The sequence below is a fragment of the Pseudodonghicola flavimaris genome (assembly GCF_030164425.1).
Taxonomy (GTDB): Bacteria; Pseudomonadota; Alphaproteobacteria; order Rhodobacterales; family Rhodobacteraceae; genus Pseudodonghicola; species Pseudodonghicola flavimaris.
In genome coordinates, this window is sequence record NZ_JASNJD010000005.1 from 1 (window position 1) to 22,026 (window position 22,026).

A 22,026-nucleotide genomic window follows, 5' to 3' on the forward strand; every position below is an offset into this window, starting at 1 on the left:
CGATCATTCCTCTGAATTTCTGTCCACCACCTCGGCCTCAGGTCCCTCAGGCAGCGCCGCCGCCTTCCGTTCCGTCCGCCTCCGTGGCGCCCCGTAGCGCCTCAGCGCCGCCGGTGAAGGGCTTTTACGGATAACTCCAAATACCCGCAAGCAGATTCTTCCCCCATTCGTCATTTTTCTGCAAAAAATATACGAAACTGCATAATATCAATAACTTAGGTGTCGAAAAACTTTGACCATCCCGTCAAATCACACCCCCGCATCCCCCGGCACTCTCCCCCGCACCCCTTATCCACAGCCTTACCCACAGACCCGCTCCGACTCCCCCAAAAAACACCCCCCAAGCCAGACCAAAACAACCCACAAAGTCTCATTCCGCCTTGCGGCAGACTCGCGGCAGTGGCAGCCGCAAGGCCAGCAGACCAACGGCGAGAGAGAAGTAGATCAGGGGTTCGATCTGCAGCCCCTTGCGGAGCATCACGAAATGCAGCGCCCCCAGCAGCACCGCTGCATAGACGGCGCGATGCAGCTGCCGCCAGCGCCGACCCAGCCTGCGGATCGAGAAACTGTTGGAGGTCAGCGCCAGCGGCAGCAGCAGCAGAAAGCCCGCCATGCCGACGGTGATATAGGGGCGCTTGACCAGATCGGCCCAGATCGCCGCCGGCACCTGCACATCGAGCAGTAGCCAGACCAGCAGATGCAGGCTGACATAGTAGAACGCCAGCAATCCCAGGGCGCGGCGAAAGCGGATCAGATTGAGACCAGCCAGCCGCCGCAGCGGAGAGATCGCCAGACCGGCCAACAGGAATTGCAGCGCGTAGAGCCCCAGCGCATGTTCCAGCGCCTTGATCGGCTCCGGTCCCAGCCCGCCGGTCAGCCCCTGATAGAAGACCACAGGCCCGGGAAGCGCCCCAAGCAGATAGACCACCCAGGTCGGCAGCCGCCGGGCGGCACGGTTCAGCGCCGCGACCGACACGTCAGAAATAGGTCGCCAGGTCCATGCCTTCATACAGGACGGCGACCTCGTCTTCATAGCCATTGAACATCAGCGTCGGCGACCGCCGGGCAAACAGCCCGCCGCCGATGCGCCGCTCGGTCGCCTGCGACCAGCGCGGGTGATCCACGTTCGGGTTCACATTGCTGTAGAACCCGTATTCCCGCGGGTTGTAGGCGTTCCAGCTGGCATAGGGTTCCTGGTCGGTCAGGGTGATGCGCACCACCGACTTGATCGACTTGAACCCGTATTTCCACGGCACCACCAGACGGATCGGCGCACCGTTCTGGTTCGGCATCGGCTTGCCGTAAATCCCGGTGGCCATGATCGTCAGCGGATGCAGCGCCTCGTCCAGGCGCAGCCCCTCGCGATAGGGCCAGTCGAGCACAGGGTAGCGGGTGCCCGGCATCTCCTCCGGCCTGAGCACGGTTTCGAAGGCGACATAGCGGGCAGCGTCCTGTACCCCGGCCAGATCCAGCAGATCGGCCAGCTCGAACCCCTGCCAGGGCACCACCATCGACCAGGCTTCGACACAGCGGAAGCGATAGATCCGCTCCTCGAGGTCCATCTTTGCCAGGATGTCGGTCAGGTCGTAGTCGCCCGGTCGGTCCACCAGCCCGTCGATACGGATCGACCAGGGCGCGGTGATCAGGCTGTGAGCATTCTCCGCCGGGTCGGATTTGCCGGTGCCGAATTCGTAATAGTTGTTGTAGCTGGTGATATCCTCCCAGCTATTGGGCGCCGGCATCTCTTCGGCCGCGCCGGCGGGGCGGCCCAGCGTCAGCCCCAGCCCGGTGGCGGCAGCCCCGGTCATCAGCTGCCGGCGGTTCAGAAACAGCGCCTCCGGCGTCACATCGGCGGTCGTCAGGTCGTTGGTCCAGCGTCGGGCCATGATCGGTCTCTCCCTAGATCGGTCGCAACAAATCTAACCGCACGGCGGGCGCGGACCAAACAACGCTGTCTCACGTTTCAGCGACGGGACTGTAACTTGGCAGAATCTCGTTCATCGGGATGCTGGATCCGTCGCCCTGCACGATCCGCACATGGCGGCGGCGCATCTGCCGCGGTTCGGCGACACCGACGGAATGGGCGATGGTCTCGACCTCGTCGATCAGGCCGCGGGCATAGCGGGCGACACGGATGTATTTGCGCTCGACCACCAGGCCTTTCTGCAGATGCGGGTCATGGGTGGTGATGCCGGTCGGGCAGGTGTTCTTGTTACACTTGAGCGCCTGGATACAACCCAGCGCGAACATGAACCCGCGCGCGGAGGTGACGAAATCCGCCCCTGCCGCCAGCGCCCAAGCGACATCGCCGGGGTTGATCAGCTTGCCGCTGGCGATCAGCCGTACCCGGTCCTTCAGCCCGTGTTCATCGCGGATATTGGCCACCACCGGCAGCGCCTCGCGCACCGACATGCCGACCAGGTCGATCAGCGGCATCGGCGCCGCACCGGTGCCGCCCTCGCCGCCGTCCAGGGTTATGAAGTCCGGCGCGCTTTCCGGACCGCGCGCGACGATCACCTCGAAGAAGGCGCGCATCGCCTCCTCCGAACCGACGACCGTCTTGATGCCCACCGGCTTGCCGGTGACCTCGCGAACATGGGCGATCATGTCCAGGAGCTCGCCATAATCATGCACCTCCGGGTGGCGGTTGGGCGACATGCTGTCCTTACCCATCGGGATATGGCGAATCTTGGCGATCTCCGGGGTGATCTTGGCCGCCGGCAGGATGCCGCCCTTGCCCGGCTTCGCCCCCTGCGCCAGCTTGATCTCGAACATGCGGATGTTCTCATGCGCGGCGAGCGCCCGCAACTTGTCGTCGTCGAGACCGCCGGCCTCGTTGCGCAGGCCGTATTTCGCCGTCCCGATCTGGAACACGATATCGCAGCCGCCCTCCAGATGCATCGGGCTGAGCGCGCCCTCCCCGGTGTTGAGCCAGATGTTGGCCTCCTTGGCGCCGCGGCTCAGCGCCTCCACCGCCGGTTTCGAGATCGCGCCATAGCTCATGCCGGAGATATTGAAGAAAGAGGGCGCCAGATAGGGATGTCGCGCGGTCGGCCCGATCAGCATCGGCTCGGTCTTGGCGTATTGATCGTTCAGCGGCGGGAACGGCGCGTTGACGAAAATCGCGGTGCCCGGCACGCTGATGTTGCGGGTCGAGCCGAAAGCCACGGTGTTGCTTTCCCCGGTCGAGGCGCGAGTGACCCAGTCGCGCTGCGCCCGGTTGAACGGCATCTCCTCGCGGTCCATAGCGAAGAAATACTGGCGAAAGAACTCCCCCAGCGTGGTGAAGAGATAGCGGAACCGCCCCAGCACCGGATAGTTGCGCCGGATGGCATCCCCGGTCTGGATACGGTCGATCACGAAGAGCGCGACAGCACCCAGGAACAGGAGCCCGAGCAGCGCGATGAAGAGGAACGCAAGAAGCTCGACCGCATTCGCCGCGAAAATCATGCAAAAACTCCTATATGTTAATATGGCGCGGGAGGCGCCGAAGCGTTAGCCTCAAGACTGGTTGGGATTGGCGGCAGTGGCAAGCCGCGGCGTCCCCGAAAGGGAGGAGAAAGGGAGGAAATCATGACAAGATTCATTATCGCCGCAGCGCTCGGGCTGGCCGCGCAAATGGCGGTCGCGCAGGAGAAAACCGATCAGATGGTGCGCTACGGCACCGATCAGAGCTTCGAGGATGTCGCCTTCGGTGTGGAAAGCGCGATCCTCGATGCCGGGCTGGTGGTCGATCACATCAGCCATGTCGGGGAGATGCTGGAACGGACCCGCGCCGATGTCGGCTCAGACAAGGTGCTGTTCACCAAAGCGGACGTCTACTCCTTCTGTTCGGCCACGGTGTCGCGCAGCGTGATGGAGGCCGATCCGATGAACATCGTATATTGCCCCTATGACATCTTCGTGGCGGAGCTGGCCGAGACCCCCGGCACCGTCTTCGTCGGCTATCGCCAGTTCCCCGACGGGCCGATGCAGGAGGTTCAGCAGATGCTGGACGGCATCGTCAAAAGCGCGCTCGGCGACTGATCCCGGGCCCGTCGCCCCGCCCGGCACCGTGACGCCGGGCGGGGCGATTGCCTCTGGAAAACCGGGCATGAGGCAGGGATAAGGGGAAAACGGACCCGACCATCGGAGCCCTCGCCCCTTGCCCCAGACCAGCTCTCTTCCCTCTGTCCCCGATCTCGCCGCCGGCGCCACCCGTCGCAAGACCCGTGGCACCCGGGCACTGGCGCTGATCGCCACGCTGGTGGCGGCGGCCTGCCTGCTGCCGATGCTGGCCGTGGCGCTGGCCGCGGTGACCGGCGGCACCGACACCGTGCGCCATCTGATCGAAACCGTTCTGCCCGGCTATGCCGGCACCACCGTGATTCTGGTCGCGCTGGTCTCGGTCGGGACCTTCGCGCTGGGGGTGGGCGCGGCCTGGCTGGTAACGATGACCCGGTTTCCCGGGGTGCGGGTGCTGGAGGTGGCGCTGGTGCTGCCCATGGCCTTCCCCTCCTACGTGCTGGCCTATGCCTATACCTATATCCTGGATCACCCCGGCATCGTGCAATCGACCCTGCGGCAGGTGACCGGCTGGGGGCCGCGCGATTACTGGTTCCCCGAGATTCGCTCCACCGGCGGGGCGGCGGCGATGCTGATCCTGGTACTCTATCCCTATGTCTACCTGCTGGCACGCGCCGCCTTCGTGCAGCAGAGCTCGGGCGCCTTCCTCGCCGCCCGCACCCTCGGCCACAGCGCCTGGTCCGCCTTCTGGCGCGTCAGCCTGCCGATGGCGCGGCCGGCAATCGCCGGCGGCGTGCTGCTCGCGGTGATGGAGACGATCGCCGATTTCGGCACCTCCGCCTATTTCGGCGTGCAGACCTTCGCCACCGGCATCTACACCAGCTGGTTCACCATGGCCGACCGCGCCGCGGCGGCGCAGCTGGCGCTCTGCCTGCTGGTCTTCGCGCTGGTGCTGGCGGTGGCCGAGCGCAGCTCGCGCGGCAAAGCCCGGTATCACGCCGCCGGCAAACGGCACATGAAGATGCCGCCCGAACCGCTGAGCGGGCTGCGCGCGCTCGCGGCCTTCGCGCTCTGCGCCCTGCCGGTGATCCTGGGTTTCGCCCTGCCGGCGCTGGTGCTGGCGATCATGGGGCTCGACGGCCAGCAGGATCTGCTCAGCCGGCGCTACATCCGCTTCATCCAGAATTCGCTGACGCTGGCCGGCACCGCCGCGCTGGTGACGGTCTTCGCCGCGATCTGCATCGGCTTTTTCCAGCGGCTGCGGCCCGGGCGGCGGTCGCTGACGACGGTCTATCTCGCGCGGCTCGGCTACGCGGTGCCCGGTGGGGTGATCGCGGTCGGGCTGATGGTGCCTTTCGCCGCCTTCGACAACACGCTCGACGCCTGGATGCGGGCCAGCTTCGGTATTTCCACCGGGCTGCTGGTCACCGGCTCGATCTGGCTGCTGGTCGCTGCCTATATGGTGCGCTTCCTCGCCGCCGCGCTCGGCGCCTACGAGGGCGGACAGAGCACGGTGCATGCCAATATGGACGCCGCCGCCCGGTCGCTGGGAGAAAGCCCGCTGGGCACCCTGCGGCGCATCCACCTGCCGATCCTGACCCCCAGCCTGCTGACCGCACTGCTGATCGTCTTCGTCGATGTGATGAAAGAGCTGCCGGCAACCCTGATCATGCGACCCTTCAACTACGACACCCTGGCGGTGCAGGCCTATCGCCTGGCCTCGGACGAGCGGCTGGAAGGCGCGGCGGTGCCATCGTTGGTGATCGTCGCCATCGGGCTGTTGCCGGTGATCCTGATCTGCCGCCAGGTCGGCCGGCGCAGCTGATCGCCCGCACTTTTGGGACAGAGGGGGGGGGGCTCCGCCCCCGGCCTGCGGCCTCCCCCGGAGTATTTCTGCAGAAGAGAAGGGCCGGATGGGCAGGGCGCCGCGGCGCGTCCTTCTTCTCTGCGCAAATACTCTCGCCGAAGGCATGAGGCGCCGCCCAGTCAGGGGCGACGCCTCATTGATGTCTCAGCTGTCGGGGCAGATCACTTCCAGCCGACTTCGTTGAAAATCTTCTGGGCGTCGGGGATCTGCTTGGCCACCAGCGACAGGTCGATATCGTCGGGCTTGAAGAAGCCGAGTTCAGCGACGCTAGCGGGCAGGCCGACACCGGGCACCGCCGGATATTCGTCATTGCCGGCGGAGAAATATTTCTGCGCCGAATCGCTGGCCAGATACTCCAGGAACTTGATCGCGTTCTCCCGGTTCGGCGCATGGGCGGCGACGCCGGCACCAGAGAGGTTCATGTGGGCGCCATAGCTGTTCTGATTCGGGAACACCCAGCCGATCATGTCGAGGTGATCGCTGACGCCCTCGACCTCGGTACGGATGGTGCGCGCGAAGTAATAGGTATTGGCAACCGCGATATCGCATTCGCCCGACACCAGCCCGCGCAGCTGATCGGTGTCGCCGCCCTGAGGCGCGCGGGCCATGTTGTCGACCACGCCCTGCGCCCAGGCCTTCGCCGCCTCGGCGCCGTTGTGGGTGATGATCGCCGCCAGCAGCGTCTGGTTATAGGTATTGGTCGAGGAACGGATGCAGACCATCCCCTTGTATTTCGGGTCGGCCAGCGCCTCGTAGGTCTGCGGCGGATCGATGACATCGGCCTTGTTGTAGAAGATCACCCGGGCACGCTGGGTGAAGCCGAACCATTCGTTGTCCTTATCCTGCAGATAGGCGGGGATGCGCGCCTCCAGCACCGGGCTGTCGATCGGCTGCAGGATGCCGGCGTTCTTGGCACGCTCCAGCCGCGAGGTATCGACGGTCAGAATCACATCGGCCGGAGAGTTGAGCCCCTCCGCCTGGACCCGGGCGATCAGCTCGTCCGCCTTGCCCTCGATCCGGTTGACGGTGATTCCCGTCGCCTCTTCGAAATCGGAATAGAGCCGTTCGTCGGTGTCATAATGGCGCGAAGAGTAGATGTTCACATCGCCGCCAGCAAAGGCAGCGGGGGCCAGCGCACCCAGCAGGGCGGCGGCAGCACAGGTCAAACCAAGTTTCATCCCGGAGATCCTCCTTGTTCCGTCACGGGCACGGCCCGAATGGCGCAAGACATAGGGAATTCGGCGGGACGGGCAAGAAAAACTTATTATTTTTGTCAGAAAAGTGATGCCGACCACCCGAGCGTCGCCACCTCAAAACCCGATGCCCCAAAAAGAAAACCGCGCCCGAAGGCGCGGTTTCTGTCGGATCGTGATCCGCGTCGTCGTTCAGCCCTGACGGGCCTTGAACCGGCGCTGGGTTTTGTTGATCACATAAACCCGGCCTTTGCGACGCACCACCCGGCAATCGCGGTGCCGGGTCTTCAGCGAGCGGAGCGAGTTCTTGACCTTCATGGCCTGTCTCCTGTCCTGCGGCGCGGGCCAGCGCCTGAGCTTGTCGGGGCCCCGGGATACCCCGAGACGGTGAATTCATGGTGGGCGGTACTGGGATCGAACCAGTGACCCCTACGATGTCAACGTAGTGCTCTACCGCTGAGCTAACCGCCCATGAATGCCTGCGCGTCTTTGCCCCACAATCAAATGGGGCGCGGAAATCCGCGCCGGTGCGGGGGTCTATAAAAGGTCTTTCCGGGGTGATCAAGGGCTTTTGACAAAGGATTCTGCAAGCTATTGTCCGAAGCGTGAGGAACATTGATGACCAACCCTGCTTTTTCCCTTTTTCAGCCCTCTCGCCGCCTGTCCAGCGTCGTTTTCGCCTCGCCTCACAGCGGCCATGAATATTCGGAGGGATTCCTGCGGCGGTCGATTCTGGATCCCCGCGCGATCCGATCCTCAGAAGACGCTTTCGTCGACCAGCTTTTCGCCGCAGCCCCGGAATTCGGGGCTCCTTTGCTCTGTGCCCGGGCCCCGCGCGCCTATGTCGACCTGAATCGCAGCCCGGACGAGCTCGACCCCGCCCTGATCGAAGGTGTGCGCCGGCACGGGCACAACCCACGCGTCGCTTCCGGGCTCGGGGTGATTCCCCGCGTGGTGTCGAACGGCCGCGCGATCTATCGCGGCAAGCTGCCGATGCGCGAGGCCACGGACCGTCTGGACCGGATCTGGCGGCCCTATCACGGCGCGCTGCAGGATTTGCTGGACCAGGCGCATCACCGGTTCGGCGAGGCGATTCTGATCGACTGCCACTCCATGCCGCATGAGGCGATGGATGGAATCGCGCGCAGCGGCATGCCGCGCCCGGAAATCGTGCTGGGCGACAGATTCGGCGCCGCCGCCGAAGCCTCGGTGATGGAGCGGGTCGAGGCCGCCTTTATCGCCGCCGGGCTGGTGGTGTCGCGCAACACGCCTTTTGCCGGCGCCTATGTCACCCAGGCCTATGGCCGGCCGTCGCGGCGCCAGCATGCGATCCAGATCGAGATCGACCGGTCGCTTTACATGGACGAGCAGAGAATCGAACCCAACGCTCAGTTCGACAGTTTCCGCAGCCTGCTGCGCGGCGTCATCGCCGAGATCGCCAGCATCGGCTACGTGGATCTGCCGCTGGCCGCGGAATGACCGGCTAGCGCAGCGCCCGCCCCTTGCGAATCGCGTCCTTGCCGAAGCGGCGGCGAATCTCGTCGGTGGCGCGTTCCGCCCGGCCCCGCTGGGCGGCATCCGGATCCAGCAGATCACCGGAGCGTTCCGCTTCCGCCTCGGGGCAGAGCTCGGCCAGGCCGACGCCCAGCAGGCGGAACGGCCCCTTTTCCTCCACCTGATCGAACAGGCCGCGGGCGGTGCGATAGATTCGGTCGGCCAGTTGCACCGGCTCGCGCAGCGCCAGCCGCCGGCTCAACAGCGAATGATCGGCGCGCTTCAGCTTCAGCACCACGACGCGGCCCGCCAGCCCCTTGGCCTTGGTCCGGTCGGCGACCTTCTCCGACATCCGCCACAGATGCCCGTCGAGGATCTCCGGGTTGCCGGTGTCTTCGTCGAAGGTGGTTTCGTTGGAGATCGACTTGATCGGCGCATGGGCGGAGACACGGCGGCGGTCGACGCCGCGCGCCAGATCATAGAGCCGGTCCCCCATCGCGCCGAACCGCTCGTGCAGATCGCGCCGCTCCCAGCGCAGCAGATCGGCGAAGCTGCGAATCCCCGCCTTTTCCAGCGCCCCCTGCGCCGCCGGGCCGATGCCCCAGATCAACCGCACCGGCCGATCGCGCAGGAAATCCGCGGTCTCAGCCTTGCCGATCACCGAAAAGCCCCGCGGCTTGTCGAGATCCGAGGCCACCTTCGCCAGAAACTTGTTGTGGCTGAGCCCGATGGAGCCAGTCAGCCCCAGTTCGTCCTTCATCCGCTTGACCAGCCGCGCCAGCATCACGGCCGGCGGCGCCCCGTGCAGCCGGGTGGTGCCGGAGAGGTCGAGAAACGCCTCGTCCAGCGACAGCGGTTCAACATCCGGGGTCAGCTCCTCCATCATGACGCGAATCGCACGCGAGACCTCGGCATAGACCTGCATGCGCGGCCGGATCACCACCGCCCCCGGACAGAGCTTGAGCGCCTGAAACATGGGCATTGCCGACCGCACGCCACGGATGCGCGCGACATAGCACGCGGTTGAGACCACACCGCGCCGGCCGCCGCCGATGATCACCGGCTTGTCGGCCAGCTCCGGATTGTCGCGCTTTTCCACCGAAGCATAGAAGGCGTCGCAGTCCATATGCGCGATCGACAGATCGAAAAGCTCGGGATGCGACAGCACCCGCGGACTGCCGCAGGCGGGGCAGCGACGGCCGGTTTCGAACCGGGTCAGGCAATCACGACAAAGCGAGGGCATGGGCAGGGGCCGGGGGCAAAGACTGGCGAAGACGGGCAAGGCTGCGTATGTCTGGGACAGGATAGAACGCAACTGCGGGACAGTCATCATGCCAAAACCCGACGGGTCCGACCTGACGCCGTTTTCCGGATCGAAGCTGGCGCTGTTTCTCGGCTCCGACCTGCTGGTGATCCTGCGCGACGACAAGCCGGACATCCCCTGGCCCGGCCACTGGGATCTGCCCGGCGGCGGCCGCGAGGGCGAAGAAAGCCCGCTCGACTGCGCCCTGCGCGAAACCCGCGAGGAGATCGGTTTGCAGCTGACCCCGGCCGAGGTGAGCTGGTCGACCAGCTATCTCAGGCCACATGGCCGGGTCTGGTTCTTCGCCGCGCATCTGCCGGCCCGGCGGGCGGAGGAGGTGCGGCTGGGCGACGAAGGGCAGGAATGGCGGCTGATGTCGCCGCAAAGCTATTGCTGCCACCCGCTGGCAGTGCCGCATTTCGCCGAACAGCTGGCGCTTTATCTCGGGCAGGGAGGCGGGCCGCTCTGCGTGCTGTGACGGCCGAGACGTCCTCGGCACATCCGGTTGCAGCAGATCAGATGTCCGGGGTGAAGCGGCCCTGAAATCGACGCTGTCCTCGGCCCCGATTCAGGTCCCTCTCGGAAAGACCCCCCGCAACCAGGGCGGGGGGGAAGGTAACGAACCACAGGAAGAAAAAGGTCCGTTGGGGAGTGTCTCTTCCCTAAGGTCACCCAAATTCGATCACTTGAGAAGCGTGGAAACTCACATATCGGAAACAGACGTTTGATATGTGCTTTTCCAGGCACACTTTTCAGTTGAGCTTCCCTTACGGAAACTTTCCCGACCGTCCGGCAGGCCGAAATGCCTCAGATCAAGGCAAGTTCATCGACGATCGCCTGCGCCGCCGCCCTCGGATCGGCGGCCTGCCAAACCGGTCGGCCCACCACGATATGATCGGCGCCGGCCGCAATCGCGCTGGCCGGGGTTGCGACCCGTTTCTGATCGCCCAGAGCGGCCCCCGCCGGACGCACCCCCGGGGTAACGATCAGCCGGCCCTCGGCTTCGGGCAGGGCCCGGATCAACGCGGCCTCCTGCGGGCTGGCGATCACCCCGTCTGCACCGGCGGCAAAGGCACGACCGGCGCGTTCCACCACCAGATCGGCGACATCGCCGGCCCGGATCAGCCCGTCGTCCAGATCGCCGCGATCGAGCGAGGTCAGGATGGTGACGGCGAGGATCTTCAGATCCTTGCCTGCCGCTCCCTCCTTGGCGGCGCGCACCACATGCGGATCGCCATGCACGGTCAGGAAATCCAGATCGAATTGCGCCAGACCCCGCACCGCCGCCTCGACCGTGGCGCCGATATCGAACAGTTTCATGTCCAGGAAGATGCGTTTGCCGTGTTCGGCGATCAGCTCGTTGGCCAGCGCCAGCCCGCCGCCGGTCAGCATCCCCAGCCCGATCTTGTAGAAGCTGACGGCATCGCCCAGCTGATCGGTCAGTTTCAGCGCCTGCAGCGCGTTGGGCACATCCAGGGCAACAATCAGACGGTCATCGGACATCGGCGCTCTCCTCGGGTTGCGGCCCGGCCTGTCTAAGGCCCGCCCCTCTCCGGAACAAGAGCCCGCGTCAGGCCGCCTGCCGCAACGCCGCGCGCAGCACCCGCCGCGCCGGATCGAGCGCCGGAACCAGCGCCACCTGCACCGCGCCGGTGCGGAATTCCGGCATCCGTCGCAGCTGCCGCATCGCCTCGCGCAAAAGGGCAGCGTCGCGCAACGCCTCCGGCACCGTCTCGGCCAGCGCCACGGTGCAGAAAAAGGTCGCCCGACGGGGACCGGCGATCAGCCCCACCGCCGCCTGATGACATCCCACCTCCGACAGATACCGGTGGTCGGAGAACACAACGTCCGTAATCAACATGGTTTTGTCTTCGTCTTGTTCGCTCCGGCTGTCTGACCGCCGGATTGCTGCTCTTGTTAACCACGATGAAACCAGCTTTGCCGGTCCGCTGCCACGGTTCCCTCAAGTCAGCACCGCCTAGACAGAATGTCGCGGGCGTGCCCCGCTGCCCCGGCAGGGCCCTGTTTCTCAAGCCCGGCCAAGCAGTTGCCCGGCGCCGAATATCCCGATCACAGGGTCTTGAACTGCGCCGCGCCCTGCCCAAATTGGATGTCGAGGCCCAACACAGGCGTGCCGCAATGCGGGCGCCGGACAACCGGGCGCTTGAAAAAGGAGAGTTTCATGGACTTGAACAAGTTCACCGAGCGTGCACGCGGTTTCGTGCAGGCCGCGCAGACCATTGCGATCCGCGAGGAGCATCAGCGTCTGCTGCCCGAACATCTGCTCAAAGCACTGATGGATGACGATCAGGGGCTTGCCAGCAATCTGATCGCTGCCGCCGGGGGCGTACCCGCCCGCGTGGTCGAGGCGGTCGAGGCCGCTCTGGCCAAACTGCCCAAGGTCAGCGGCGACGCCGGGCAAATCTATCTCGACACCCAGACCGCCAAGGTTCTCGACGAAGCCGAGAAGATCGCCACCAAGGCCGGCGACAGCTATGTGCCTGTCGAACGGGTGCTGATGGCGCTCTGCATGGTCAAATCCGCCGCCAAGGAAGCGCTTGAGGCCGGCAAGGTCTCGGCCCAGAAGCTGAACGAGGCGATCAACGACATCCGCAAGGGCCGCACCGCCGACACCGCCAATGCCGAAGAAAGCTATGACGCGCTGAAGAAATACGCCCGCGACCTGACCGAGGCCGCCGAACAGGGCAAGATCGACCCGATCATCGGCCGCGACGAGGAAATTCGCCGGTCGATGCAGGTGCTGAGCCGGCGGACTAAGAACAACCCGGTGCTGATCGGGGAGCCCGGTGTCGGGAAGACCGCCATCGCCGAGGGGCTGGCGCTGCGCATCATCAATGGCGACGTGCCGGAATCGCTGCGCAACAAGCGGCTTCTGGCGCTGGACATGGGCGCGCTGATCGCCGGCGCGAAATACCGCGGTGAATTCGAGGAACGCCTGAAGGCGATCCTGAGCGAAATCCAGTCGGCCGCCGGACAGATCATTCTGTTCATCGACGAGATGCACACGCTGGTCGGCGCCGGCAAGACCGATGGCGCCATGGATGCGGCCAACCTGATCAAGCCTGCGCTTGCCCGGGGGGAGCTGCACTGCGTCGGTGCCACCACGCTGGACGAATACCGCAAATATGTCGAGAAGGACGCCGCCTTGGCCCGCCGGTTCCAGCCGGTCATGGTCGAGGAGCCGACGGTCGAGGACACCGTGTCGATCCTGCGCGGCATCAAGGAGAAATACGAACTGCACCACGGCGTGCGGATCTCCGACTCGGCGCTGGTGGCGGCGGCAACCCTGTCGCATCGCTACATCACCGACCGCTTCCTGCCGGACAAGGCCATCGATCTGGTCGATGAGGCCGCCAGCCGGCTGCGGATGGAGGTCGACAGCAAGCCCGAAGAGCTGGACCAGCTGGACCGGCATATCCTGCAGCTGCAGATCGAGGCGGAAGCACTGAAGAAGGAAGACGACTCGGCCTCGAAGGACCGGCTTGAAAAACTGGAGAAAGAGCTCTCCGATCTGCAGGAACGCTCGGCAGAGCTGACCGCGCAATGGCAGGCGGAACGCGACAAGCTGGCCTCTGCGCGCGAGCTGAAGGAACAGCTGGACCGTGCCCGCGCCGATCTGGACATCGCCAAACGCAACGGCGATCTCGCCAAGGCGGGGGAGCTGTCCTACGGCATCATCCCGCAGCTGGAAAAACAGCTGTCCGAGGCCGAACAGGCCGAGGAAGAGGGCAAGATGGTCGAAGAGGCCGTGCGCCCCGAGCAAATCGCCGCTGTGGTCGAACGCTGGACCGGTATCCCGACCTCCAAGATGCTGGAGGGCGAGCGCGAGAAGCTCCTGCGCATGGAAGACGAGCTGCACCGGCGGGTGATCGGCCAGGATTCGGCCGTCCGCGCGGTGGCCAATGCGGTGCGTCGGGCCCGTGCCGGGCTGAACGACGAAAACCGGCCGCTGGGGTCCTTCCTGTTCCTCGGGCCGACCGGCGTGGGGAAAACCGAGCTGACCAAGGCCGTGGCCAACTATCTCTTTGACGACGACAACGCGATGGTCCGCATCGACATGTCGGAATTCATGGAGAAACACGCCGTGGCCCGTCTGATCGGCGCACCTCCGGGCTATGTCGGCTATGACGAAGGCGGGGTTCTGACCGAAGCGGTGCGGCGCCGGCCCTATCAGGTCGTGCTGTTCGACGAGGTCGAAAAGGCCCACCCGGATGTCTTCAACGTGCTGCTGCAGGTTCTGGACGACGGGGTGCTGACCGACGGTCAGGGCCGCACGGTCGACTTCAAGCAGACGCTGATCGTGCTGACCTCGAACCTCGGGTCCCAGGCGCTGAGCATGCTGCCCGAAGGGGCCAGCAGCGAACAGGCCAAGGCCGATGTGATGGAAGCCGTCCGCGCCCACTTCCGGCCGGAGTTCCTGAACCGTCTGGACGAGACCATCATCTTCGACCGGCTGAGCCGGGAGAACATGGACGGCATCGTCGACATTCAGCTGGAGCGTCTGCGCAAGCGGCTTGCCGCCCGCAAGATCGATCTGGAGCTGGACGAGGCGGCCAAGACCTGGCTGGCCGACGAAGGCTACGACCCGGTGTTCGGCGCACGCCCGCTGAAACGGGTGATCCAGACGGCGCTGCAGAACCCGCTGGCCGAAATGCTGCTGGCCGGCGAGATCCGGGATGGCGAGGTGCTGCCGGTCTCCGCTGGCGAGGGCGGGCTGATCATCGGCGGCAAGCTGGGCACCGATCCGGCCAAACCCGCCGATGCGGTGATCCACTGATCCGACCCCATCAGGGCCCGCCACACCGGCGGGCCCTTTTTTCTTTTCCGGCTGCCCGATCGCATTTCGATCAATCCCCCTGTCACATCTTCCCTGCCCCCGGCTCCGCCGGGCCGGGACCGGCCGCTCCCGGCGCATTGGCGCGAAATCCGGTTCACCCCGCGCGCATCCGGCGATAGAAGGCAGAGACTGAACTGAAACGGAGTCCCGCCCATGACTGCCCTCAAACCCGTTGTCCTGTGCATTCTGGATGGCTGGGGCCTCTCTGACGAGGTCGAGAACAACGCGCCGGCGCAGGCCGCGACCCCGACGTTCGATGCGATCATGGCCGAGGGGCCGCATGCGACCCTGATCACCCATGGCCCCGATGTCGGCCTGCCCAGCGGGCAGATGGGCAACTCCGAAGTCGGGCACACCAATATCGGCGCCGGCCGGGTGGTGGCGATGGACCTGGGCCAGATCGACCTGTCGATCGAGGATGGCTCCTTCTTCGAGAACGAGGCGCTGCTGGCCTTCATCAACAAGCTCAAGGCCACCGGCGGCACCGCCCATCTGATGGGGCTGGTGTCCGACGGCGGGGTGCATGGCCATCTCAACCATATCGCCGCCGCCGCCCGCACGATTGCCGCCAACGGGGTGCCGGTTGCGCTCCACGCGGTGACCGACGGCCGCGACGTGGCGCCGAAATCGGCCTTCGAATACATGCGGGAGCTGGAAGAGCACCTGCCCGCCACCGCCCGCGTGGTCACCGTCACCGGCCGCTATTACGCGATGGACCGCGACAACCGCTGGGCCCGGGTGTCGGAGGCCTATGAGGCGATGATCCACGGCAAGGGCCGGCATGCCGCCAGCGCTCATTCCGCCATCGACCAGGCCTATGAGCAGGGCGAAACCGACGAATTCATCGGCGCCACCGTGATCGGCGACTATGCCGGTGCCCGGGACGGCGACGGCTTCTTCTGCCTGAACTTCCGCGCCGACCGCGCCCGCGAGATCCTGCGCGCCATCGGCGAGCCCGGCTTTGCCGAATTCGATACCGGCACCCGACCCGTCTGGGCGGCGCTCCTGGGCATGGTCGAATATTCGGTCGGCCATAATGCCTATTTCAACACGGTGTTCCCCAAGCGCGACATCGTCAACACGCTGGGCGCCTGGGTGGCGAAACAGGGGCTGACCCAGTTCCGCCTGGCCGAGACCGAGAAATACCCGCATGTCACCTTCTTCCTGAACGGCGGCAAGGAAGCGCCCGAAGAGGGCGAAGACCGCTACATGCCGAAATCCCCCGATGTGGCGACCTATGACCTCAAGCCCGAGATGTCCTCAGCCGAGGTGAGCGCGAAGCTGGTCGAGGCCATCGAACATGGCTACGACCTGATCGTGGTGAACTTCGCCAACCCCGACATGGTCGGCCATACCGGCGACCTGAAAGCCGCGATCAAGGCCTGCGAGGCGGTCGATCAGGGGCTGGGCAAGGCGGTGGCCGCGCTCAAGAAGGCCGGCGGCGCGATGATCGTGACGGCGGACCACGGTAACTGCGAACAGATGTGGGATCCCGAGACCCGCGGCCCACATACCGCCCATACCCTGAACCCGGTGCCGGTGGTGCTGGTCGGCGGCCCCGAGGGGGCGACGCTGCGCGCCGGCCGGCTGGCCGATCTGGCGCCCACGGTGCTGGAGCTGATGGGCCTGCCGAAACCCGCGGAAATGACCGGGGAAAGCCTGCTGCAATGAGGCTGGCCCGCGTCCTCAGTGCCGCCTGTTGCGCTGCTGCCCTCTGGGCTGGCAGCGCCGCGGCCGAGGGACGCCCGGATCCCGCCAGCGCCGCCCGCGCGGCCTCGGCACAGCTGGAAAAGGCAGCGCTGGAACTGCAGGGCGCGGTCGATGCCCGAGACCGGGTCAAGGCGCTGACCGAAACCATCCGCGCCTATGAGGCCGGGCTGGAGGCGATGCGCGACGGGCTGCGCCGCGCCGCCATGCGCGAAGCGCAGCTGAGCCGCAAGCTGCAGGCGCGCGAAGGCGAGATCGCCCAGCTGATGGGGGTTCTTCTGACCATCGAGACCGCGCCGCCGCCGGTTCTGATGCTGCACCCGCAGGGGCCGCTGGGCAGCGCCCGTTCCGGCATGATCCTGGCCGAGGTGACACCGGCGCTGAACACTCAGGCGCAGCGCCTGCGTGAGGATCTCGACGAGGTTCAGACCCTCAGGCTGTTGCAGCAGAACGCCGCCAAGACGCTGGAAGAGGGGCTTGCCGGGGTGCAGCAGGCGCGCAGCGCGCTCAGCCAGGCGATCGCCGACCGCACCGACCTGCCGCGCCGTTTCACCGCCGATCCGGTGCGCACGGCGATCCTGATCTCCTCGACCGAAACGCTCGATGGTTTCGCCAGCGGCCTGGCCGAGATCACCGATGAGGAGATCCCCGAGAGCCACGCCGACATCACCACGCGCAAGGGGCAGCTGGCACTGCCGGTTCAGGGTGTGATCCTGCATCGCGCCGGCGAGGCCGATGCCGCCGGCATCAAGCGCGCGGGCATCGTGGTGGCGGCCCGGCCGCGCGCCCTGGTCACCGCCCCGGCGCCGGCCACGATTCGCTATCGCGGTCCGCTGCTCGATCTGGGCAATGTCGTGATTCTGGAACCCCAGCCCGACATGCTGATCATCCTGTCGGGTCTGGCGGAGGTCTACGGCGAAGCCGGTCAGGTGATCCCTGAGGGAACACCGGTGGGGCTGATGGGCGGCGAGGTCCCGGAAATCGGGGCGATTTTGTCACTAAGCGGTGATGGCACTGGAACTGAGCGTTCGGAAACGCTCTATATAGAGGTCAGAGAGGGCGGCAGCCCGGTGGATCCTGAAACATGGTTCCGGACCGACAAGGATGGGTAACTACGTATGAAAAAGTTCGTGATGGCCGCGCTCGGCGGCACGGTTGCAGGCATTATTGCGACCACGCAGGTGGCCGGCCCGTTGCTGGCCGAAGAAAGCGCGCGCAGCTCGAACGTCTACGAACAGCTCGACCTGTTCGGGGATATTTTCGAACGCATCCGCTCGCAATACGTTGAGCCGGTAGACGAATCCAAGCTGATCGAGGCGGCCATCAACGGCATGCTGACCTCGCTTGATCCGCATTCCAGCTATCTCTCCCCCGACGATGCCGCCGCCATGCGGGTACAGACCCGTGGCGAATTCGGCGGTCTGGGGATCGAGGTCACCCAGGAAGAGGGCTTCGTCAAGGTGGTGTCGCCGATGGACGGCACCCCGGCGGCCGAGGCCGGCATCGAGGCCGGCGACTTCATCACCCACGTGAACGGCGAGAGCGTGCTGGGGCTGACCCTGGATCAGGCCGTCGACATGATGCGCGGGCCGGTCGGCTCGGAAATCGTGATCACCGTGGTGCGTGAGGGCGAGGAAGAACCCTTCGACGTCTCGATCATCCGCGACACCATCAAGCTGACCGCCGTGCGCGCCCGGACCGAGGGCAGCACGGTGGTGCTGCGGGTCACCACCTTCAACGACCAGACCACGCCGAACCTGGAATCCGGTCTGGCCGAACAGATCGAGGCCGCCGGCGGCATCGACAAGGTCAACGGCATCGTGCTGGACCTGCGCAACAACCCGGGCGGCCTGCTGACCCAGGCGATCAAGGTCTCCGATTCCTTCCTCGAAAGCGGCGAGATCGTCTCGACCCGCGGCCGCAACCCCTCGGACGGGGAACGCTTCAATGCCACGCCGGGCGATCTGGCCGAAGGCAAACCGATGGTGGTGCTGATCAACGGCGGCTCGGCCTCGGCCTCTGAAATCGTCGCCGGTGCGCTGCAGGATCACCACCGCGCCATCGTCGTCGGCACCAAGAGCTTCGGCAAGGGCTCGGTCCAGACGGTGATGCCGCTTCGGGGCGATGGCGCTATGCGGCTGACCACGGCGCGCTATTACACGCCGTCGGGCCGGTCGATCCAGGCGCTCGGCGTTTCGCCGGACATCGTGGTGGAACAGCCCCGGCGCCAGCCGGCGGCAGAAGAGGAAACCACCACGCGGCCCCGCTCGCGTTCGGAGGCGGACCTGCGCGGCCGGCTGAACAACGACAGCCTGACCGAGGATGAAATCCGCCAGATCGAGGAAGACCGCGCCAAGGCCGAAGCCGCCGCGCGCCTGCGGGTCGAGGATTATCAGCTCGCCTATGCGATCGACATCCTCAAGGGCCTGTCGGTGATCGCAACCGAGAACACGGATCAGTAACCTGCCGATCCGATTCCTGATCCGCGCGGCGTGGGCTCCGGTCTGCGCCGCATGGCTTGTCGCCGCCCCGGCGACGGCTGAGGTCATGACCCTGCCCGGCCCGCAAGGCCCGCTGACCGGTGAGGCGCTGCTGATCGACGCCGCGCCCGCAGCGGTGGTGATCATTCCGGGCTCCGGCCCCACCGACCGCGACGGCAACAGCCCGCAGGGCATGCAGAGCGACACCTACAAGCTCCTGGCCGAGGCGCTGGCCACCCGCGGCATCAGCAGCCTGCGCATCGACAAGCGCGGCATGTTCGCCAGCGCCGGCGCCATCGCGGATGCCGAGGCGGTGACAATCGACGTTTACGCCCGGGACGCGCGTGGCTGGGCCCGGGCACTGGCCGAGCGGACCGGCCTGCCCTGCACCTGGCTGGCCGGCCACAGCGAAGGCGGCCTAGTCGCGCTGGTTGCGGCCGCCGGCGCGGCCCCCGACGCGGCGGAGGCCCCGCTTTGCGGCGTCGTGCTGCTGGCGGCCCCCGGTCGACCGCTGGGCCAGCTGATGCGGGAACAGCTTCACGCCAATCCGATGAACGGCCCCTATCTGGCCGAGCTCGACGAGGCCATCGACGCGCTGGAACAGGGCGCCATGGTCGATCCCGACACGGTCAGCGCGCCGCTCCGGCCGCTGTTCCGCCCCGGGCTGCAACGCTACATGATCCAGCTCTTCGCCTATGATCCCGCCGCCGTCGCCGGTCAGGTCCAGCTGCCGGTGCTGATCCTGCAGGGCGGGCGCGACCTTCAAGTGACGCTGGAGGATGCCGCCGCCCTTGCCGCCGCGATGCCCGCGGCCCGGCAAGTGACCTATCCCGCGATGACCCATATGCTGAAGGCCGACCAGCCCGGCCAGCCCTTCGCCAGCTATACCGACCCCAGCCTGCCGCTGGTGCCCGAGCTGGTCGAAGACCTCGTCGGCTTCGTCACCGCCCCGGCGCCGGATAGCGACGGCTGAGCCTTCAGCTGGTTTCCAGGCAATGCCGCCGGAAGGCGCGCTTGAGCATGTCGAGTTCGGCGCGCAGCAGCTCCAGTTCCGCGCGCATGTCGTCGCCGGTCACCTCGCCGGCGATCAGGGTGATCTCTCCCAGCCGGGTCTCGGTGGCGCCATCCCAGATCAGCAGCACATGCACCCCGTCGGCGATCACCTCGTCGGGCAGGTCGACACTCAGGTCCCATTCGCCGGGCGCCTGCCCCTCAGTCAGGGTGACGCTGTCGACCGGCCGGTCAAGATAGCTGACCCGGACATCGGGGCGCGCGCCGCTGCGCCCGGCGCCGGTCACCCGGCCTTCCCAGCGGCGGTTGCGCATGCGGATCTTGGTCAGGGTCAGATCGCTCATATGTCGCGCTCCTATATGGCGGCCCGGCGGCGGCGGGAGAAGGTGAGATCGCGGATCACCACCTGATTCATCTCCGGCGCCTCGAAGATCAGGTCGAGCCAGATCTTCTCGATCCGCTTTTCATTCAGCCGGGAATAGGCCAGGTCGAATTCCACCTTCACCTCTTCCTCGTTCAGCGGCAGTTCCCGAACGATCTGCTCGGTATTCGGGCCGTGGCGGATATTGAGCCGGGCGAAGATTTCCAGCGGTTTCTCAAGCTCGATGATCGTGTCGACCCGCAGGATGTGATCGCGGGTTAGCCCCTCGGCCGCGGCGGTGGGCAGATCGACCACCAGCGACAGGAACGAACCATCGAAGCGGAACACATCCATGCGCAGCCCGTAGGGGGCCAGATCCGCCTCGCGGGTGTTGCGCAGCTGACGCAGTGTCAGCTCAGAGCGGTCGCAATCGTGAAACAGCGTCACCTCGCCGCCCAGCATCGCCCGGCTCTCGACCGAACTCAGCCCCGGCACCGGCAGCGGGCCGCGCCACAGTTCGGGCCGCCAGGCCCAGTCGGTGCCATGCGGACGCGGGAAATAAGAGGTCCCGATCAGCGGCAGCGCCAGCCGCCCGTCGGCGATATGGATCAGCCGGTCCAGATGCGTGCGCAGCTCGCGCGCGCTGGTGCGCTGCTGACGCAGGGTCGTCAGCGGCGCGGTCTCCGCCTCTCGGGCGGCGCGGCGCCAGCGCCGGATCACCCGCGCCAGGACCAGTCGATCCAGAATCCTGCCCATATCGGTTCCCTTGCCCGGTCGAAGCCGGGCGGTTCTGCTTCCCTCCAGTGTATCGAAAGGAATTTACTGAAATAAACCTGCAATCGCCCGGAACGGCGATTTTCCTGCGGGCGCTTTCGTCGCAGCCGCCTTCGTCCCCTGCCCCTCCACCGGCGCGCCGGAGCGCGAACCGGAACTGGAATCAGGCCGGGCTCTGGGGCGAAGCTCCGCCGCACGGGGTGCCTTGCCCGCCTGCGCCTTTCGCGCCGGAGCCGGTGCCGCGGCGGCCGGCGGGGCCTCGGCGCGGATGCGGGCGGCGACCTCGGCCAGCAGATCGGCCGCTTCCGAGGCCGGCGGCGCATCGGGCATGTAGAGCGCCAGCGCCACCAGCTGGCCGTTCAGCGCCAGCACCGCGCGCCAATGTTCCGGCGTCAGCCCCTGCACCGGTCCCGGCTCTTCGGCCAGCCGGACCATCGGCACCTTGCCGACGCGCCGCGCCTCGATCACCCGCGCCGGTGCGACCGAGGCCTTGAGCGCGGCCAGCGTCGGCGCCGGCGCATCGGGCTCCATCGCCGCGGTGGTCACGGTGATCAGCGCCAGCCGCCGGTTGCCGAACAGGCTGCCGACGCCCAGCGTATCGCAGCGCGCCATCACCACGAAGCCGCCCAGCGGCGTGTCGCGCAGCGACCGACGATCGATGCAATAGCCCGGCGGCGCAGTCACGCTGAGCGCCCCGCCCGGCCCCCGGTCCAGCGTCGTCGCGCCCAGATCCGGACTGCCGCCCAGCGGCGCCACGCCGTCGCAGGCCGCCAGCCCCACCAGCGCCACCAGCGCGATCATTCCCCGGCGCAGCGGCATCAGCATCGGTCACGACCCGGCCGGCCCCCCGCCCGATTGACCGCCCCGCGGCCGAAGCGGCCGGAAAACCGGCCTCTGGCGCCTGGATATCGCATGGCATGCCCCCCGAAAAATCCGTCCGAAGGGCATAGCCGCCGCACCGCCACGGAACAAG

Annotated in this window: 20 protein-coding genes and 1 tRNA gene; 9 read left to right on the top strand and 12 right to left on the bottom strand. The window is 66.4% G+C overall.

The window, feature by feature from the left end; genetic code table 11:
- Positions 1-370 precede the first annotated feature (370 nt).
- The 3 genes from msrQ to QO033_RS08110 all read right to left on the bottom strand — a co-directional run bounded on the left by msrQ (position 371) and on the right by QO033_RS08110 (position 3,450).
- Entirely contained in the window at positions 371-1,009 is a 639-nt protein-coding gene (msrQ, locus tag QO033_RS08100; RefSeq protein WP_284480455.1) for a protein-methionine-sulfoxide reductase heme-binding subunit MsrQ, read from the bottom strand.
- Entirely contained in the window at positions 978-1,886 is a 909-nt protein-coding gene (gene msrP / locus QO033_RS08105; RefSeq protein WP_284480456.1) for a protein-methionine-sulfoxide reductase catalytic subunit MsrP, read from the bottom strand. The genes msrQ and msrP overlap by 32 nt, the downstream gene beginning before the upstream one ends.
- A gap of 70 nt (positions 1,887-1,956) precedes the next feature.
- Entirely contained in the window at positions 1,957-3,450 is a 1,494-nt protein-coding gene (locus QO033_RS08110) for an FMN-binding glutamate synthase family protein (protein WP_284480457.1), read from the bottom strand.
- Positions 3,451-3,573: 123 nt separating this feature from the next.
- Here QO033_RS08110 and QO033_RS08115 point away from each other — a divergent pair, with 123 nt between their 5' ends.
- Positions 3,574-4,026 carry a DUF302 domain-containing protein gene (locus QO033_RS08115; RefSeq protein WP_284480458.1) on the top strand — a complete coding sequence of 151 codons (453 nt, stop codon included), beginning with the start codon at positions 3,574-3,576 and terminating at the stop codon, positions 4,024-4,026.
- A gap of 244 nt (positions 4,027-4,270) precedes the next feature.
- A complete protein-coding gene (locus QO033_RS08120) occupies positions 4,271-5,830 on the top strand; it encodes an ABC transporter permease (protein ID WP_284480725.1) in 1,560 nt (519 codons plus the stop codon).
- Positions 5,831-6,033: 203 nt separating this feature from the next.
- Here QO033_RS08120 and QO033_RS08125 read toward each other — a convergent pair whose 3' ends face one another.
- From QO033_RS08125 to QO033_RS08135, 3 genes are all read right to left on the bottom strand, one after another.
- Positions 6,034-7,050, bottom strand: a complete 1,017-nt coding sequence (locus QO033_RS08125) for a Fe(3+) ABC transporter substrate-binding protein (protein ID WP_284480459.1) — start codon at positions 7,048-7,050, stop codon at positions 6,034-6,036.
- Between the two features lie 207 nt (positions 7,051-7,257).
- On the bottom strand, positions 7,258-7,383 hold the full coding sequence (ykgO, locus tag QO033_RS08130) for a type B 50S ribosomal protein L36 (RefSeq protein WP_284480460.1): 126 nt from the start codon (positions 7,381-7,383) through the stop codon (positions 7,258-7,260).
- Positions 7,384-7,461: 78 nt separating this feature from the next.
- Positions 7,462-7,536, bottom strand: a tRNA-Val gene (locus tag QO033_RS08135).
- Positions 7,537-7,683: 147 nt separating this feature from the next.
- On the opposite strand from QO033_RS08135, the gene QO033_RS08140 reads away from it, so the two are divergent.
- Positions 7,684-8,544, top strand: coding sequence for an N-formylglutamate amidohydrolase (locus QO033_RS08140; RefSeq protein ID WP_284480461.1), 861 nt, complete (start codon positions 7,684-7,686; stop codon positions 8,542-8,544).
- Positions 8,545-8,548: 4 nt separating this feature from the next.
- Here the strand turns inward: QO033_RS08140 and QO033_RS08145 are convergent, their stop codons facing one another.
- Positions 8,549-9,802: a DNA polymerase IV gene (locus tag QO033_RS08145; RefSeq protein WP_284480462.1), complete on the bottom strand. Its 1,254-nt coding sequence runs from the start codon at positions 9,800-9,802 to the stop codon at positions 8,549-8,551.
- 88 nt (positions 9,803-9,890) lie between these two features.
- Here QO033_RS08145 and QO033_RS08150 point away from each other — a divergent pair, with 88 nt between their 5' ends.
- The gene (locus QO033_RS08150; protein ID WP_284480463.1) at positions 9,891-10,340 is read left to right on the top strand and encodes an NUDIX hydrolase; all 450 of its coding nucleotides are present in this window, start codon (positions 9,891-9,893) and stop codon (positions 10,338-10,340) included.
- Between the two features lie 329 nt (positions 10,341-10,669).
- Here the strand turns inward: QO033_RS08150 and pyrF are convergent, their stop codons facing one another.
- Positions 10,670-11,365 (bottom strand): orotidine-5'-phosphate decarboxylase, encoded by a 696-nt coding sequence (pyrF, locus tag QO033_RS08155; RefSeq protein WP_284480464.1) that lies wholly within the window; start codon positions 11,363-11,365, stop codon positions 10,670-10,672.
- Positions 11,366-11,432: 67 nt separating this feature from the next.
- Positions 11,433-11,723: a hypothetical protein gene (locus tag QO033_RS08160; RefSeq protein ID WP_284480465.1), complete on the bottom strand. Its 291-nt coding sequence runs from the start codon at positions 11,721-11,723 to the stop codon at positions 11,433-11,435.
- Between the two features lie 321 nt (positions 11,724-12,044).
- On the opposite strand from QO033_RS08160, the gene clpB reads away from it, so the two are divergent.
- From clpB to QO033_RS08185, 5 genes are all read left to right on the top strand, one after another.
- Positions 12,045-14,660: an ATP-dependent chaperone ClpB gene (gene clpB, locus QO033_RS08165; RefSeq protein ID WP_284480466.1), complete on the top strand. Its 2,616-nt coding sequence runs from the start codon at positions 12,045-12,047 to the stop codon at positions 14,658-14,660.
- A gap of 213 nt (positions 14,661-14,873) precedes the next feature.
- The gene (gpmI, locus tag QO033_RS08170) at positions 14,874-16,391 is read left to right on the top strand and encodes a 2,3-bisphosphoglycerate-independent phosphoglycerate mutase (protein WP_284480467.1); all 1,518 of its coding nucleotides are present in this window, start codon (positions 14,874-14,876) and stop codon (positions 16,389-16,391) included.
- Complete coding sequence (locus QO033_RS08175; protein WP_284480468.1) at positions 16,388-17,539, top strand: murein hydrolase activator EnvC family protein; 1,152 nt, start codon at positions 16,388-16,390, stop codon at positions 17,537-17,539. The genes gpmI and QO033_RS08175 overlap by 4 nt, the downstream gene beginning before the upstream one ends.
- Before the next feature lie 6 nt (positions 17,540-17,545).
- Complete coding sequence (locus QO033_RS08180; RefSeq protein WP_284480469.1) at positions 17,546-18,889, top strand: S41 family peptidase; 1,344 nt, start codon at positions 17,546-17,548, stop codon at positions 18,887-18,889.
- An 85-nt stretch (positions 18,890-18,974) separates the two neighbouring features.
- Positions 18,975-19,880, top strand: coding sequence for an alpha/beta hydrolase (locus QO033_RS08185; protein WP_284480470.1), 906 nt, complete (start codon positions 18,975-18,977; stop codon positions 19,878-19,880).
- A 4-nt stretch (positions 19,881-19,884) separates the two neighbouring features.
- Here the strand turns inward: QO033_RS08185 and QO033_RS08190 are convergent, their stop codons facing one another.
- The 3 genes from QO033_RS08190 to QO033_RS08200 form a co-directional block, all read right to left on the bottom strand.
- A complete protein-coding gene (locus QO033_RS08190; protein ID WP_284480471.1) occupies positions 19,885-20,262 on the bottom strand; it encodes a hypothetical protein in 378 nt (125 codons plus the stop codon).
- Between the two features lie 11 nt (positions 20,263-20,273).
- Positions 20,274-21,035 carry a DUF6478 family protein gene (locus QO033_RS08195; RefSeq protein ID WP_284480472.1) on the bottom strand — a complete coding sequence of 254 codons (762 nt, stop codon included), beginning with the start codon at positions 21,033-21,035 and terminating at the stop codon, positions 20,274-20,276.
- A gap of 63 nt (positions 21,036-21,098) precedes the next feature.
- Positions 21,099-21,878, bottom strand: a complete 780-nt coding sequence (locus QO033_RS08200) for a hypothetical protein (protein ID WP_284480473.1) — start codon at positions 21,876-21,878, stop codon at positions 21,099-21,101.
- Between the last annotated feature and the right edge of the window lie 148 nt (positions 21,879-22,026).